At 63.0% G+C, this 14,499-nt stretch carries 13 protein-coding genes and 1 pseudogene; 7 read left to right on the top strand and 7 right to left on the bottom strand.

Annotation, left to right across the window (positions count from 1 at the left end; all coding sequences use genetic code 11):
• Both ACFUOZ_RS14925 and ACFUOZ_RS14920 read right to left on the bottom strand, forming a co-directional pair.
• Positions 1 to 514, bottom strand: a pseudogene (locus ACFUOZ_RS14925) (hypothetical protein); the annotation flags it as partial.
• Between the two features lie 263 nt (positions 515 to 777).
• The gene (locus tag ACFUOZ_RS14920) at positions 778 to 1,410 is read right to left on the bottom strand and encodes a TetR/AcrR family transcriptional regulator (RefSeq protein WP_377549464.1); all 633 of its coding nucleotides are present in this window, start codon (positions 1,408 to 1,410) and stop codon (positions 778 to 780) included.
• Between the two features lie 184 nt (positions 1,411 to 1,594).
• Between ACFUOZ_RS14920 and ACFUOZ_RS14915 the strand changes: the two genes are divergently transcribed.
• The 7 genes from ACFUOZ_RS14915 to ACFUOZ_RS14885 are packed head-to-tail and all read left to right on the top strand — an operon-like array spanning position 1,595 to position 9,475.
• The gene (locus tag ACFUOZ_RS14915; protein WP_377549462.1) at positions 1,595 to 3,205 is read left to right on the top strand and encodes a carboxyl transferase domain-containing protein; all 1,611 of its coding nucleotides are present in this window, start codon (positions 1,595 to 1,597) and stop codon (positions 3,203 to 3,205) included.
• Between the two features lie 2 nt (positions 3,206 to 3,207).
• On the top strand, positions 3,208 to 5,373 hold the full coding sequence (locus ACFUOZ_RS14910) for a biotin carboxylase N-terminal domain-containing protein (protein WP_377549460.1): 2,166 nt from the start codon (positions 3,208 to 3,210) through the stop codon (positions 5,371 to 5,373).
• A complete protein-coding gene (locus tag ACFUOZ_RS14905) occupies positions 5,370 to 6,551 on the top strand; it encodes an acyl-CoA dehydrogenase family protein (RefSeq protein WP_377549458.1) in 1,182 nt (393 codons plus the stop codon). The genes ACFUOZ_RS14910 and ACFUOZ_RS14905 overlap by 4 nt, the downstream gene beginning before the upstream one ends.
• Before the next feature lie 38 nt (positions 6,552 to 6,589).
• Complete coding sequence (locus ACFUOZ_RS14900) at positions 6,590 to 7,369, top strand: CoA transferase subunit A (RefSeq protein WP_262278005.1); 780 nt, start codon at positions 6,590 to 6,592, stop codon at positions 7,367 to 7,369.
• A complete protein-coding gene (locus ACFUOZ_RS14895; protein ID WP_377549456.1) occupies positions 7,366 to 8,118 on the top strand; it encodes a CoA transferase subunit B in 753 nt (250 codons plus the stop codon). The genes ACFUOZ_RS14900 and ACFUOZ_RS14895 overlap by 4 nt, the downstream gene beginning before the upstream one ends.
• Positions 8,115 to 8,612 carry a MaoC family dehydratase gene (locus tag ACFUOZ_RS14890; protein WP_377549454.1) on the top strand — a complete coding sequence of 166 codons (498 nt, stop codon included), beginning with the start codon at positions 8,115 to 8,117 and terminating at the stop codon, positions 8,610 to 8,612. The genes ACFUOZ_RS14895 and ACFUOZ_RS14890 overlap by 4 nt, the downstream gene beginning before the upstream one ends.
• A 20-nt stretch (positions 8,613 to 8,632) precedes the next feature.
• Positions 8,633 to 9,475, top strand: coding sequence for an HpcH/HpaI aldolase/citrate lyase family protein (locus ACFUOZ_RS14885; RefSeq protein WP_377549452.1), 843 nt, complete (start codon positions 8,633 to 8,635; stop codon positions 9,473 to 9,475).
• A gap of 59 nt (positions 9,476 to 9,534) precedes the next feature.
• On the opposite strand, the gene ACFUOZ_RS14880 is transcribed toward ACFUOZ_RS14885, so the two are convergent.
• From ACFUOZ_RS14880 to ACFUOZ_RS14860, 5 genes are read right to left on the bottom strand one after another with little or no spacing between them, the layout of a single operon-like run.
• Positions 9,535 to 10,656 carry a Gfo/Idh/MocA family protein gene (locus ACFUOZ_RS14880; RefSeq protein WP_377549450.1) on the bottom strand — a complete coding sequence of 374 codons (1,122 nt, stop codon included), beginning with the start codon at positions 10,654 to 10,656 and terminating at the stop codon, positions 9,535 to 9,537.
• A complete protein-coding gene (locus ACFUOZ_RS14875) occupies positions 10,641 to 11,342 on the bottom strand; it encodes a ThuA domain-containing protein (RefSeq protein ID WP_377549448.1) in 702 nt (233 codons plus the stop codon). The genes ACFUOZ_RS14880 and ACFUOZ_RS14875 overlap by 16 nt, the downstream gene beginning before the upstream one ends.
• A 47-nt stretch (positions 11,343 to 11,389) precedes the next feature.
• Positions 11,390 to 12,394 carry a sugar phosphate isomerase/epimerase family protein gene (locus ACFUOZ_RS14870; RefSeq protein WP_377549446.1) on the bottom strand — a complete coding sequence of 335 codons (1,005 nt, stop codon included), beginning with the start codon at positions 12,392 to 12,394 and terminating at the stop codon, positions 11,390 to 11,392.
• A complete protein-coding gene (locus ACFUOZ_RS14865) occupies positions 12,391 to 13,578 on the bottom strand; it encodes a Gfo/Idh/MocA family protein (RefSeq protein ID WP_377549444.1) in 1,188 nt (395 codons plus the stop codon). Before ACFUOZ_RS14865 ends, ACFUOZ_RS14870 begins: the two co-directional genes overlap by 4 nt.
• Before the next feature lie 14 nt (positions 13,579 to 13,592).
• Positions 13,593 to 14,498 (bottom strand): carbohydrate ABC transporter permease, encoded by a 906-nt coding sequence (locus ACFUOZ_RS14860; protein ID WP_377549442.1) that lies wholly within the window; start codon positions 14,496 to 14,498, stop codon positions 13,593 to 13,595.
• Position 14,499 lies beyond the last annotated feature (1 nt).

Genomic DNA, 14,499 nt, shown 5'->3' with positions numbered 1-14,499 from the left:
CAAGCCCTGCACCGGCACCCAATCCGGATCCGTCCACGGAACCTGGCCCGGGGGCGGCTTCCGATTCTGTCGCGGCATCCGTGGCGCGTTCGGCGCGTTCTGCGGGTTCTGCCCAACCGATCAGCCACGGGATTCCGGTCTTTTCCGGCGCGGCCGCTGCCGAAACCTGCCGGGACTGTGCCGGTGATCGCTGCGCCAGTTGTTCCTGGTTCCGGGTACGTTCCACGGCCTGCGCCGCCACGATCTGCACGTACTCCAGCATCCGGGCCAGGTCCTCGACCCTGCCGGCGAAATCCGCCGCCTCCACAAACCCAAACAACAGCACATCCGCGGCAGCAGAACCACGCAGACCGCCCAACGCCTCCGACGCATCATCAAGGAAAGCGACCGAATCCAAGGCAGAACCCTCATGGAGCAGTGCTGTCAGTTCCGGGGCGGGGGTGCTTAAACCAGCCGGGGGTTTGGCACCCGAACCCGCTTGGCGTGTGGCCCCTTCCACTATGGAAAACGTCACAGCCTTATCGGACCCACTGGCCGCGTCGGGCAGACTGGGCTGTGGCGTGAGGACCTGCCCGCTTGTTTCCATACACAAAGCCTGTCACCGCCCAGCAACGGTTATTAGCCCCGTCTTGAGCTATGTGGAAAAGTCCTCAAGCAGTGTCTGGCGCCAGCTTCAAGCGCCGTCGGCCGGCGCACGAAGCGCCCCACGGAGTCACCATCCATCGCCTGCCCTCCCCAAGCCAACGCTGATCATCCGGGAGCCAACCCCCGCGTCACCTACCCCGACGTCAGCGCCGCGTACGCCATCTGCTCAAGGATCGGCCGGGCCGACTTCGCTGCGATCTTCCTCCCGTGCTGACGTACGGAGTGCGGCGTGGAGTTGATCAAGCCAAAGGCGGCATGTGCCCGGACCCGGAGTCCGGAGGGATCTTCCCCGTCATGGATCCGCGCGAGGACATCAACCCAGGTCTCCACATAGTTGCGCTGCAGCGACCTCACTTCTGCTTGGTCGGTGGCGCTGAGGCTGCTGAAGTCCCTGTCCTGAACGCGGATGACGTCGGGATTGCTCAGGGCAAAGTCCACGTGGAACCGGATCAGGCCCTTGAGCGCGGATAGGGGATCACCGGATTCCGATACCACCCGCAGTCCGCCATCCAGCAAGTCCCGGCTGACGCTTAGGAGCAGTTCACCGAGTACGGCCTGTTTACCCGGAAAATGGCGGTACACGGCCGGACCGCTGACGCCGGCAGCCGCGCCAAGATCCTCCAGGGACACGCGGCTGAACCCGTTGTCGGCAAAGAGGCCTGCAGCGGCAGACAGCAAGGCCAATCGGCGCAGCTCTTTCGCCTGGCTTCGTTGGGTAGTGGTGGCACGGGGGCCTTCGGTGTTTGCTTCCGGGCCTGCTGTCACGTTGTCCTCCTTGGTGCTGATGCCGGCAAGTGGGCCACGGCCTGCCGGCAAGTGGGCCACGGCCTGCCGGCAAGTTGGCCGTGGACCCGTTGTGCTGGACATCACAGTTAATAAAGACTAACCTAAATTTCAGTTACGTGGCACTAACCGAAATGGCTTGTAACAGGGAATGGAACAGGGGTCGATGGAGACAATTGCCAGCCTGAAGGGCGCCGCGACCGGCACCTTCGAGGCCAACGAACGGGCGCAACTGGCTCTGGTGGACGAATTGAAGGGCCGTCTGGCTGCAGCCGCCCTGGGCGGACCGGCCAAGTCCCGCGAGCGGCACCTCGCGCGAGGCAAGCTCCTGCCCAGGGAGCGCATAGATTACCTCCTGGATGAGGGCAGTCCTTTCCTGGAGATTGCGCCATTGGCTGCCAACGGCATGTACAACGACGATTCCCCGGGTGCCGGCGTTATCGCTGGCATCGGGCTGGTGCACGGACGCCATGTCCTCGTCATCTCCAACGACGCCACGGTCAAAGGGGGCACCTACTATCCCATGACCGTGAAAAAGCATCTCCGGGCCCAGGAGATCGCGTTGGAGAACACGCTGCCGTGCATCTACCTGGTCGATTCCGGGGGAGCGTTCCTGCCCAAGCAGGACGAGGTTTTCCCCGATAAGGAGCACTTCGGACGGATCTTCTACAACCAGGCAAGGATGTCGGCGGCGAAGATTCCGCAGATCGCCTCCGTGATGGGTTCATGCACTGCCGGTGGGGCCTACGTCCCGGCCATGAGCGACGAAACGGTCATCGTCCGGAACCAGGGAACGATCTTCCTGGGCGGTCCGCCGTTGGTCAAAGCCGCCATCGGGGAAATCGTCACCGCGGAGGAACTGGGTGGCGGTGACGTGCATTCGCGTATCTCCGGAGTCACCGACCACCTGGCCGAGAATGACCAGCACGCGCTGGAGATCGTGCGGGACATCGTTGCGACGTTGCCGAAGCCGGCGCAGCCGGCCTGGGAAACGCTCGACGTCGTCCTGCCGCCCGTCGTCGAGCCTTCAGAGCTTTACGGTGTGGTTCCGGTGGACGTCAACGCCCAATACGACGTCCGGGAAGTGATCGCCAGGATTGTCGACGGATCCGAATTCCATGAATTCAAGAAAAACTACGGAACCACTCTGGTGACCGGATTCGCGCACCTGCACGGCCACCCCGTGGGCATCGTGGCCAACAACGGAGTCCTTTTCAGCGAATCGTCGCTCAAGGGCGCCCATTTCATCGAGTTGTGCGACCAGCGCGGCATCCCTTTGATTTTCCTTCAAAACCTTTCCGGCTTCATGGTGGGCAAGGACTACGAACAGGGTGGTATCGCGAAGAACGGCGCCAAGATGGTCACCGCCGTAGCCACTGCCCGCGTGCCCAAGCTCACGGTGGTCATTGGCGGGTCGTTCGGCGCCGGCAACTACTCCATGTGCGGCCGGGCCTACTCGCCACGCTTCCTGTGGATGTGGCCGGCAGCCCGCATCTCCGTCATGGGCGGAAACCAGGCCTCGAGTGTCTTGGCCACCGTCAAGCGGGACCAATACGAGGCAGCGGGGGAGGAATGGTCGGCCGAGGACGAGGAAGCCTTCAAAGCCCCCATCAAGCAACAGTACGAAGACCAGGGAAGCCCGTACTACTCCACCGCCCGGCTGTGGGATGACGGCATTATCGACCCCGCCGACACCCGAAGGGTCCTCGGGATGGCCCTTGATGTCGTCTCCCGCCAACAACTGCCCGAGACCTCCTTCGGCCTCTTCAGGATGTAGCCATGACAACCCCAACAACCAGCACTCTGCCCCGTACCGCGGCAAAACCCTTCAGTGCCGTCCTTGTGGCCAATCGCGGCGAGATCGCCTGCCGGGTGATCAGCACGCTCAAAGCAATGGGCATCCGCTCCGTTGCCGTCTACTCGGACGCCGATAAAGACGCCAAACATGTGGCGCTGGCCGATACCGCAGTCGCAATCGGCGGCACGGCGCCCTCGGAAAGCTACCTCAAGATCGACGCCATCATCGACGCCTGCCATCGCAGCGGCGCCCAGGCAGTACATCCCGGTTACGGTTTCCTGTCCGAAAACGTGGAGTTCGCCAAGGCGCTTGATGCTGCGGGGATCACCTTCATCGGCCCAGGCATCGGCGCCATCGAAGTCATGGGCGACAAGATCCGTTCCAAGAACCACGTGATGGCCTACGACGTCCCGTGCGTGCCCGGAATTGCGCGGCCGGGCCTTACCGACCAGCAACTGATCGAGTCAGCACCCGATGTCGGCTTCCCGCTGCTCATCAAGCCATCGGCAGGTGGCGGCGGTAAAGGCATGCATGTGGTGGAACGCCTCGAGGACATGGCTTCGATTCTTCAAACCGCCCGCCGGGTGGCTGCTTCGGCGTTCGGGGATGACACCCTCTTCTTGGAGCGCCTGATCCGGACTCCCCGCCACATTGAGGTCCAGGTGCTCGCTGACAACCACGGCAACGTCATACACCTCGGCGAGCGTGAGTGCTCCCTCCAACGCAGGCATCAAAAGGTCATCGAGGAAGCCCCGTCGGCTCTCTTCGAGTCGTTGCCGGACGGCGCCGTTCAGCGGGCGCGGATCGGCGAGGCAGCCTGCAATGCCGCGCGCTCGGTCAATTACAGCGGTGCGGGAACCGTGGAGTTCCTGGTCTCGGATGAAAACCCTGACGAGTTCTTCTTCATGGAGATGAACACGCGGTTGCAGGTTGAGCACCCGGTCACGGAGATGGTCACCGGGATCGACTTGGTCGAATGGCAGGTGAGGATCGCCGCCGGCGAGATACTCACGGTGGCCCAGTCCGACGTCGAACTCAAAGGCCACGCGGTCGAGGCGCGCGTCTATGCAGAGGTGCCGGAGCGGAACTTCATGCCCTCCATGGGCCGCGTCGTGGCGCTGGCCGAGCGCGGTCCCGGCGATCCGGGCGTGACAGGGGTGCAGCAGGGACAGGCAAACGTGCGGATCGACTCGGCCATGCGGAACGGACTGGACATCACGGGTGATTACGATCCCATGCTTGCAAAGGTTATTTCCTGGGGTGAGGACCGCGCAGCTGCACTCGATACCCTTGACGCCGCGCTTGGACGGTACACGCTGCTCGGTGTCGACACCAACGTGGAGTATCTGAGACTGCTCATCAACCACCCGGAGGTCCGCGAAGGCCACCTCGACACCGGCCTCATCGAGCGCAAGCTGACGTCCATGGAGTTCAGGCATCCCGGAGACCGGGAACTAACCGCGGCAGCAATCACACTGTGGCTTGAGCGCACAGGCTCGCCGTCCGCGGGCGACGCCTGGAGCGCACCGGACGCCTGGCGTGTGGGGGTTCCCGCTGCATGGACGGCCACCTTCGGTCTTCCCGGCGGTTCGGCCGCTACCGTGTCCATCACGGACCGCCATGGTTTCGTCACGGCAACCGTCGACGGCGGAACCCCGGTCGACGTCCGGCTGGCCGGCAGGACTGCTGACAGCATCGTCCTGGAGTTCGACGGCGCCCCGGTCACCTACGCGGTTGGCGTTGCTCCCCGTGAGCACGGCGGAATCCGTGAGCTTTTCCTGGGAAACAACGGGTGGTCATGCCGCTTGGAGGTCCTGGACCGCGCCGAACGCCTGCGCCGGATGCTCGCCGGTGTCCAGCGCGTCGAAGGAGCAGCCGATCCCGAAGTGCGCTCGCCGATGCCGGGCACGGTCGTATCCGTATCCGTCAAGGACGGTGATGCTGTGGAAGAGGGGCAAGTCCTCCTGGCCGTCGAAGCAATGAAGATGGAGCACCAGTTGGTGGCATCCGTCGCGGGCCGGGTCCACCTGACCAGCAAAACAGGCGACTTGGTCAAAGCTGACCAGGTGCTCGCCACCATTCACGTAGAAGGGGCCGCTGAAGAACCGGCGGCCGGAAACCCCACAGACAAGGAAGTCCCAGCATGAGCACCTCCGACCTGAACAGCACTTTCGGACTCACCGAGGAATACCAGGACCTCAGCGATTCGGTCCGTGAGTTTGCCGATGAAGTGGTGGCTCCAGTGTCTGCGAAGCACGATGAAGAACACAGCTTTCCCTATGACGTGGTGAAGCAGATGGGGGAGATGGGACTCTTTGGCCTGCCTTTTCCTGAGGAGTACGGCGGCATGGGCGGCGACTACTTCGCCCTGGCCCTGGCCCTGGAGCAACTGGGCAGGGTGGATCAATCGGTGGCCATCACCCTCGAAGCGGGAGTCTCACTTGGAGCAATGCCCGTATACCGTTTCGGCACAGAGGCGCAAAAGGAGCAATGGCTGCCCCAGCTCGCATCCGGGCGGTCCTTGGCGGGTTTCGGACTGACCGAGCGTGAGGCCGGTTCGGACGCCGGGGGCACCAAAACCCAAGCCCGCCTGGAAAATGGCGAGTGGATCATCAACGGCAACAAGGAGTTCATCACCAACTCAGGCACCGATATCACCACCTTGGTCACGGTCACGGCAGTAACCGGCCAAAAAGAGGGCGCCGATGGCCGCACCAAGAAGGAAATCTCCACCATCCTGGTTCCCACCGACACGCCCGGCTTCACTGCGGAAAAGCCCTATAACAAGGTCGGCTGGAACGCCTCAGACACCCACCCCCTGACCCTGGACGACGTCCGCGTGCCGGAGGCGAACCTCCTGGGCGAGCGTGGGCGCGGTTATGCCAACTTCCTGTCCATCCTGGACGAGGGCCGCATCGCGATCGCAGCCCTGGCCACCGGTGCTGCCCAAGGCTGCGTCGACCTGTCAGTGAAGTACGCCAAGGAACGCAGCGCCTTCGGACAGAACATCGGCAAGTACCAAGCCATCCAGTTCAAGATCGCCCGCATGCAGGCGAGGGCTCACACCGCGCGTCTTGCCTACTACGACGCGGCCTCCAGGATGCTGGCCGGCAAGCCGTTCAAGACCGAAGCGGCCATCGCTAAGATGGTCGCAGGCGAGGCAGCCATGGACAACGCGCGGGACGCCACCCAGGTGTTCGGCGGCTATGGCTTCATCAACGAATTCACGGTGGCACGCCATTACCGCGACTCCAAGATCCTTGAAGTCGGGGAGGGCACCACCGAGGTCCAGTTGATGCTGATCGCCCGCGAACTGGGTCTGTAACCCCACGTTGTACCGGCAGTGGCAGGGAAGGATCAAGGATGATTGACAAGGTTGTTGCCAGCGCCGCGGAAGCGGTGAAGGACATTCCGGACGGTGCGTCCCTGGCCGTGGGCGGGTTCGGCCTCTGCGGGATCCCGGTATCGCTCATCGAGGCGCTGCACCAGCAAGGAACCACGGACCTGGAAACCGTGAGCAACAACTGTGGCGTGGACGATTGGGGGCTGGGCATCCTCCTCAAGGACGGGCGTATCCGCCGCACCATCAGCTCCTACGTCGGCGAGAACAAGGAATTCGCCAGGCAATACCTGGCCGGCGAACTGGAAGTCGTTCTCACGCCGCAAGGCACGCTCGCCGAGAAGCTTCGCGCCGGCGGTGCCGGCATCCCGGCCTTCTACACGAAGGCCGGTGTGGGAACCCAGGTGTCAGAGGGCGGCCTTCCGCAAAAGTACGACGCCGATGGCACAGTGGCGATCGCGTCGGCACCCAAAGAGGTTCGGACGTTCAACGACGGCGATTACGTCCTGGAGGAGTCCCTGACCCCGGATTTCGGTTTGGTTCATGCCTGGAAGGGCGACCGTCACGGCAACCTTGTTTTCCACGCAACGGCCATGAACTTCAATCCGCTGTGCGCCATGGCGGCCCGGCTGACCATCGCCGAGGTCGAGGAACTCGTGGAGCCGGGCGAGCTGGATCCTGAGCACATCCACACGCCCGGAATCTTCGTCCAGCGGGTGGTGCTGGCCGGGAACGGCGAGAAACGGATCGAGAAACGCACGGTGGCCCTGACTTCGACTGAACAGGCGGGAGCCTCACGATGACGGACAACAGTTACCAGGACATCCCGCCACGTCCGGAAGCCGTGCGGCACGAATACCGGAGGGCCGACGTCGACCATCACGAAGCCAAAGGCTGGACCCGCAACGAACTGGCGGCCCGCGTCGCCCGGGAACTTGTCAATGGCCAGTACGTAAACCTCGGAATCGGCATGCCTACGCTGATCCCCAATTACATTCCGGACGGTGTGGAGGTAATCCTCCATTCCGAGAATGGGATCCTCGGCGTTGGCCCGTACCCCACCGAGGACAAGGTTGACCCGGACCTCATCAACGCCGGCAAGGAGACGGTCACCACAAACGCGGGGGCCGCCTTCTTCGACTCCGCGGCCTCGTTCGGCATGATCCGCGGTGGGCACGTCGATGTCGCTGTTTTGGGTGCAATGGAGGTCGCAGCCAACGGGGACCTCGCCAATTGGATGGTTCCCGGCAAGATGGTCAAAGGCATGGGCGGTGCCATGGACCTCGTGTTCGGTGCCAAAAAAGTCATTGTCATGATGGAGCACGTGGACCGGAACGGCAGGCCGAAGATTGTCCAGGACTGCACGCTTCCGCTCACCGGAAAGGGATGCGTGGACCGGATCATTACGGACCTGGCGGTGATCGACGTCGTCAAGGACGAAGGTGATCCACGGCTGGTGCTGCGCGAACTGGCGCCCAACGTCACTCTTGACGATGTCCTGGCGGCCACGGGCGCCGAGCTGTTCGAAGAGGACCAGGAGCTCACTGTATGACGCGGGTTGTGGAACAGCGGGGCCTCTATTTCGACGAACTTGAAGAAGGCGTGATCTACGCCCATAGGCCGGGCCGTACGGTCACGGAGACCGACAACGTCCTCTTCACCACCATGACCATGAACACGCAGGCACTCCATCTGGATGCGGCATGGAGCGCCACCCAGCCGTTCGGGCAGCGGCTCATGAATTCTATGTTCACGTTGTCCACAGTGGTGGGACAGTCCGTTCCCCAGCTGACGCAGGGAACCATCATTGCCCAACTGGGGCTGACGGATGTCACCTTTCCGTACCCGCTCTATCACGGGGATACGCTGTACACGGAGACGGTGGTTACCGGAAAGCGTTTGTCTTCATCCCGGCCAGGGCAGGGCGTGGTCACCATGCAGCACACCGGCCGCAACCAGGACGGTACCGTGGTGGCCCTGGTTACGCGAACCTGCCTGATGTGGACCAGGCAAGCGCACGCGGCAACCGTTTCGGAACATCAGTAGGCCCAGCAGCAAGGAACTTCATGCACTCTCCCTTCACGATGGGCCCGGCCCTTCTCTTCTGCCCTGCCGACCGTCCGGAGCGGTACGCGAAGGCCGCGGACCGCTCGGATGCGGTCATCCTGGACTTCGAGGACGCCGTGGCTCCCGCGGACAAGGCGCGCGCCCGTGATGCTGTCCTGGAACAGGCAGGAGCTGATGGACTGGACCCCAGCCGGACCATCGTCAGGGTCAACCCCGTTGGCACTCCTGACTTCGACCTTGATCTTCTGGCCTTGGAGAAGACACCGTACCGGAATGTCATGCTGGCCAAAGCGGAGAGCGCGGAGCAGTTGCGGGCTTTGGCTGGTTTCAGTGTGATCGCACTCTGCGAAACAGCAGCGGGGATTGTGAATGCTTCCGCCATCGCCGCCGAGCCCAACGTTGCTGCCTTGATGTGGGGAGCTGAGGATCTGCTGGCGTCGCTGGGCGGGCTCTCCAGCAGGAACGACGACGGCGGGTACCGCGCCGTCGCCCTGCACGCGAGGTCCTCTGTGCTGCTTGCCGCCAAAGCTGCGGGCAAGGAGGCCATCGACGCGGTGTATGTGAACATTCCCGACCTCGACGGCCTCGCAGAAGAGTCCCGGGATTCCGTTGCCAGCGGTTTCGGAGCCAAGGCGTGCATCCATCCGAACCAGGTTGCCGTGGTCCGGGAAGCCTATGCCCCCGCCCCCGAAGCCGTGACCCACGCCACGGAACTCCTGGAAGCAGCGGCCTCGGCGGGCACCGGTGTCTTCCAGTTCCAGGGCAAGATGATTGATGGGCCCATCCTGAAGCATGCGGAGGCCACACTCCGCAGGGCCGGGCACCCGCGAGATGGCAGTTAATGACAATGTTCCCCCAAAACATTGTCATTAACTGCCATCTCGACGATAAGTCTGGAGCCCTAGGCGTGGACCGCCGTCGCGAGTTCCGTCAGTTCCACCGCGGCGGGCCGGGAGGTGGTGCTCTTGATGGCCACCGCTTGCCCGCTCTTGGCTGATGCCAGTACCGATTCCATGACTTCCAGCGCGTGGAAGGCCAGCTGACCGCCGGCCCTCGGCTCTTGCCCTGCAGGTGTTGCTGCGAGGTCGGCGATGCCGAAGCCGCGTCCTGAATCTTTGTAGCCCGCTGAGACCGGCAGGGTTTCCCAGTCCTCGGCGCCGAGGGCGAAGAGCTGGACATCCCCGTCAAAATGGTTGGGATCCGGGACGATCAACGAGCCCTTTTCGCCGTGGATCTCGATGTTGGGACTCTTGGTCTTCACGGCGTCGAAACTCATGAAGAGCGTGGAGAGCGCGCCGGAGGCATGGACCAGGACACCTGTGACGTGCGAGTCGATGTCCACCGGAACGGTTTGCCCTTCACGTGGCCCAGAACCAATCGTGCGTTCGGAGCGTGTGTGGCTTGCGGCGCCCACGACTGATACGACCGGCCCCAGCAAGGTGACCAAGGCCGAAACGTAGTAAGGGCCCATGTCCAGGAGGGGACCACCGCCGGGCTGGTAGTAGAAGTCGGGGTTTGGGTGCCAGCGTTCGTGTCCCGGGGTAGCCATCGTGGCGGTTGCCGATACAGGTGCGCCGATCAGTCCGTCGTCGATCGCCTTCCTGGCGGTTTGGATGCCTGTGCCCAGCACGGTGTCGGGTGCGCAGCCAACCACGACACCCGCTGCGGCGGCCGCCTCCAATACCTCTTTGGCCTCCTCCGTAGTGGCGGCAAGGGGCTTTTCACCGTAGACGGATTTGCCGGCGGCGATCGCCTTGAGCGCGATCTCCGCGTGGGCGGCGGGGATGGTCAGGTTGAGGACCAACTCAACGTCCTCGGCGGCCAGGAGTCCGTCCACGCTGAGGGCACGAACACCCTCGTAGGAGTCGGCCACAGCTTGTGCCCGTGCGGGATCCAGGTCTGCCACGGCGACGAGGTTCACGGAATCGAGGCGCCGGAAGTTGCTCAGGTACTGGGCGATGATGGCGCCGCAGCCGATGATGCCAACATTCAGCGGCTTGGCGGGGTTCAGCGGGATGCCCACAGCATGCCCCTTTCGATGATGGTGCGAACGTTGGTGTCCTGAAGGATTTCCACCCGGTGGCCAGGGGTGCAGACGAAAATTTTGCCCTTGCCCCACTGGCGTGTCCAGATCGCGGGCGAGGTCACTTCGCGGTTCCAGGGATCCCATTCCCGCACCTTTTGGGTGGTGGTGGCCAGGACGTCGATGTAGTCATCGCTAAGCACCCAGTATTGCTCGGTGACCAGGTCAAAGTCGCCGATTCCCTGGGTAATGGGGTGCTCGGCGGCAGCGGGAAGCATATTGACGGTGTAGGGAACATAGTTGTCCGACTGCTCGCCAATCTGCTCGTCCACGTGCTTGCCCGGGTGGCAAGCGAACTGCCCGCCGATCAGGTGGAGGTAATCGGAATTGTTGCGGTATGAATCGGCGATGCCGCCATGCCAGCCCGCCAGCCCGGTGCCGTTTTCGACGGCGGTCCGCAACCCTTGGAACTCGTCCTTTTCGATGGTGGACATGGTCATGCACTGCACGATCAGGTCCACTCCTGCCATGTACTCGGCGTCGGCGTAGATCTTGGGTGATTCTTCGACGCGCACGTCATAGCCGTTGTCCCGCAAATAGGGGAGAAAGAGCTCGGTGGCCTCAATCGGCTGGTGTCCATCCCAGCCGCCGCGGACCACCAATGCGGTCTTGTTATTGCTTGTCATGGTTTCCTTCGTATCAGGGCGTAGTCGTTCGAGTCGGGGTGGAGTGTTCAGCGTGTTGCAAAGGCCGCGTCAAAGGCAGCAGCGGGGGGACGGATGTCGGCCAGTTCGCGGACCATCCGAAGTGCCTGGGGAGCTCCCACCAGACGGTCCATGCCGGCGTCCTCCCATTCGATGCTGGTCGGCCCCTCGTAGCCAACCGCATTCAAGGTGCGGAAGATCGGCTCCCAGTTCACGTCGCCATGGCCGGCAGTAACGAAGTCCCAACCGCGGCGGGGATCGGCCCATGGCAGGTGTGACCCGAGGCGTCCGTTGCGTCCATTGAGCTGCCTGACGGACTCCTTGACGTGGACGTGGATGATCTTTTCGGCGAAGTCCTGCAGGAACATCACCGGGTCCAGGTCCTGCCAGATGAAGTGGGACGGGTCAAAGTTCAGGCCGAAACCATCACGGTGCCCTATGGCCTCGAGGGTGCGCTTGGCCGTCCAGTAGTCGTAGGCGATCTCTGACGGGTGGACTTCCAAGGCGAACCTGACGCCCACTTCGTCAAACACATCCAGGATCGGGTTCCATCGATCTGCAAAATCCTGGTAGCCCCTCTCGATCATCGCCTCCGACGCCGGTGGGAACATGGCCACGCACTTCCAGATGGACGAGCCAGTGAATCCGGTGACCGTCTTGACCCCCAGTTTCGCCGCCGCGCGTGCAGTGGTCTTCATGGCCTCGGCGGCACGTTGGCGCACGCCTTCGGGATCGCCGTCGCCCCAGACCTCCGGGGAGAGGATGTCGCGGTGCCGCTCGTCGATGGGGTCATCGCAGACCGCCTGGCCCGTGAGATGGTTGGCGATGGCGTGGACGCTCAGCTTGTGCTTTTCCAGGATGTCCAGTTTGCCCTGAAGATAGGCGTCGTCCTCCACCACTCGCTGGGGATCCAGGTGGTCTCCCCAGCAGGCAATTTCCAGGCCGTCAAAGCCCCACTCGCCTGCGAGCCGTGCCACTTCTTCGAAGGGCAGGTCGGCCCACTGGCCGGTGAAGAGGGTGATGGGTCGGGTCATGATGCTTCCTTTTCGACATTTTCCCAGCGGCTTGAGTTCTCCGCGCTGGCTTCGACGGCGGCCAGTACCTTCTGGACCTGCAACGCATCAGCGAACGACGGCGAGGGCTGCTCGCCTGCGCCGATGGCATTGACGAGGTCCACCACCTGATGGGTGAACCCGTGCTCGTAACCGAGGCCATGTCCGGTCGGCCACCAGTTGGCGGTATAGGGGTGGGAGGGCTCCGTGACCATGATTTTCCGGAAGCCCGCGTCCGGTTCCAGTGCGGAATCGTAGAACTGGAGCGAGTTCATATCCTCAAAATCGAATGCCACCGAACCCTTGGTCCCGTTGATCTCCACGCGCATGGCATTCTTGCGGCCCAGGGCAAAGCGGGTGGCTTCGAAGATGCCAACAGCGCCGGTCCCAAAGCGTGCAGTGAACAGCGCCGCATCATCCACGGTGACCGGTCCACGGGGTCCATCCGAACCGCCGTGCCCGCCCAACCCCACAAAATCCCCGCCAATCGGGCGTTCCTTCACGAACGTCTCCAGAAGGGCTGAGACACCGGTGATGTTCAGTCCTGTGATCCACTGGGCGGCGTCGATGCTGTGTGCGCCGATATCGCCCAAGGAGCCGGAGCCGGACTTGGATTTGTCCAAGCGCCAGGTCAGTGGAGCGTCGGCGTCGCTGAGCCAGTCCTGGAGGTACTGGGCACGGACGTGGCGGATCTCGCCCAGCCTGCCTTCTTCCACCATTCGCTTGGCCAAAGCCAAAGCAGGCGTTCGGCGGTAGCTGAAGCCGCACATTGACAGGACTCCGCGCTCGGCCGCTGCCTGGGCAACAGCCGTCATCTTGGCGGCCTCTTCCACGGAGTTGGCCAATGGCTTCTCACACAAGACATGCTTGCCGGCCTCCAGGGCAGCGATGGCAATTTCTGCATGGGTGTTGCCCGGTGTGCAGATGTCGATCAAATCGATGTCATCACGCTCGATCAAGCGCCGCCAGTCAGTCTCGGTGGATGCCCAGCCGTACTTCCCGGCCGCTGCCTTGACCCCCTCCGGGTTCCGGCCGGCAACGGCCGTGAGCTCGGGTGTCAATGGCAAGTCAAAGAAGCGTGGCGCCGTACGCCAGGCGTGGGAGTGGGCGGCGCCCATGAACGCGTAGCCCACCATTCCTACGCGGAGTGGTTTTGCGGTTGTCACAGCAAACATCCTTTCTACTTGCTGAAGCCGGCGGTGAGGCCGCTGACCAGCTGGCGGCGTCCAAGGACGTAGATCACCAGGATGGGTAGCGTGCTCAGAACCACGGAGGCAAGGACGGCAGGGATATTGACACTGAACTCACCCTGGAAGGTCCACAATCCCAACGGCAGGACGCGCAGCCCGGGGCTTTGGGTGAGCACCAGCGGGAGGAGGAAGCCGTTCCAAACGTGCAGGCCGTTGTAGATCGCCACCGTGACGATCGCGGGTTTGGTCAGCGGAAGGGCCAAACGCCACATGGTCTGCCACTCGCTGCAGCCGTCCAGGCGCATCGATTCGAAGAGTTCGTTCGGGACGTCGCGGATGAAGTTGGACAGGATCAGGACCGTCAGCGGTATGGCGAAGGCAATGGACGGAAGCATGATCGCCAGGAGGCTGTCATAGAGGTTCAGGCGGATGATCATCAGGTAGATCGGGATGATCGTCGCCTGCAGCGGAATCGCCAGGCCCATGAGGAACATACCGTTGACGAACTTCAGGTACCTTCCGTGCCCACGCACGATCGCGAAGGCGGCCATGAAGGCAATCAGGACCGTTGGGACCACGGAGCCCAGTGTCACGATGACGCTGTTCATGAAGTAGGTGGAGAAGTTGGCCTCAAGGACCATCTTGTAGTTCTCCAGTGTGGGTGCCGTTGGCGGGGCCAACGGATTCTGCCCGAAGTATCCCTCGGAAGTCTTCAGGCTGGTGATGACGATGTAATAGACCGGAAGGATGATGACGGCGAGCCAAATCCAGCCACCGAGGCCGCCGGGGATATTGAGCCGCTTGATACGTGTGCCCAAGCCTTGCTTGGCCCTGACGTCTGGGGCAGCCGAAGCGCGCGTTCCGGTTTTCGAGTCACTCTTGAGGACAGTACTCACG

It is taken from the genome of Paenarthrobacter sp. NPDC057355 (assembly GCF_042667405.1).
Lineage (GTDB): Bacteria > Actinomycetota > Actinomycetes > Actinomycetales > Micrococcaceae > Arthrobacter.
The sequence above is the reverse complement of the archived record's forward strand: the minus strand, read 5'-3'. Positions and strand labels throughout refer to the sequence as shown.

Excerpts from the sequence above, each read along its gene's own strand:
- ACFUOZ_RS14915 (WP_377549462.1), top strand. The coding sequence starts at position 1,595 with ATGGAGACAATTGCCAGCCTGAAGGGCGCCGCGACCGGCACCTTCGAG.
- ACFUOZ_RS14910 (WP_377549460.1), top strand. The coding sequence starts at position 3,208 with ATGACAACCCCAACAACCAGCACTCTGCCCCGTACCGCGGCAAAACCC.
- ACFUOZ_RS14905 (WP_377549458.1), top strand. The coding sequence starts at position 5,370 with ATGAGCACCTCCGACCTGAACAGCACTTTCGGACTCACCGAGGAATAC.
- ACFUOZ_RS14900 (WP_262278005.1), top strand. The coding sequence starts at position 6,590 with ATGATTGACAAGGTTGTTGCCAGCGCCGCGGAAGCGGTGAAGGACATT.
- ACFUOZ_RS14895 (WP_377549456.1), top strand. The coding sequence starts at position 7,366 with ATGACGGACAACAGTTACCAGGACATCCCGCCACGTCCGGAAGCCGTG.
- ACFUOZ_RS14890 (WP_377549454.1), top strand. The coding sequence starts at position 8,115 with ATGACGCGGGTTGTGGAACAGCGGGGCCTCTATTTCGACGAACTTGAA.
- ACFUOZ_RS14885 (WP_377549452.1), top strand. The coding sequence starts at position 8,633 with ATGCACTCTCCCTTCACGATGGGCCCGGCCCTTCTCTTCTGCCCTGCC.
- ACFUOZ_RS14875 (WP_377549448.1), bottom strand. The coding sequence starts at position 11,342 with ATGACAAGCAATAACAAGACCGCATTGGTGGTCCGCGGCGGCTGGGAT.
- ACFUOZ_RS14870 (WP_377549446.1), bottom strand. The coding sequence starts at position 12,394 with ATGACCCGACCCATCACCCTCTTCACCGGCCAGTGGGCCGACCTGCCC.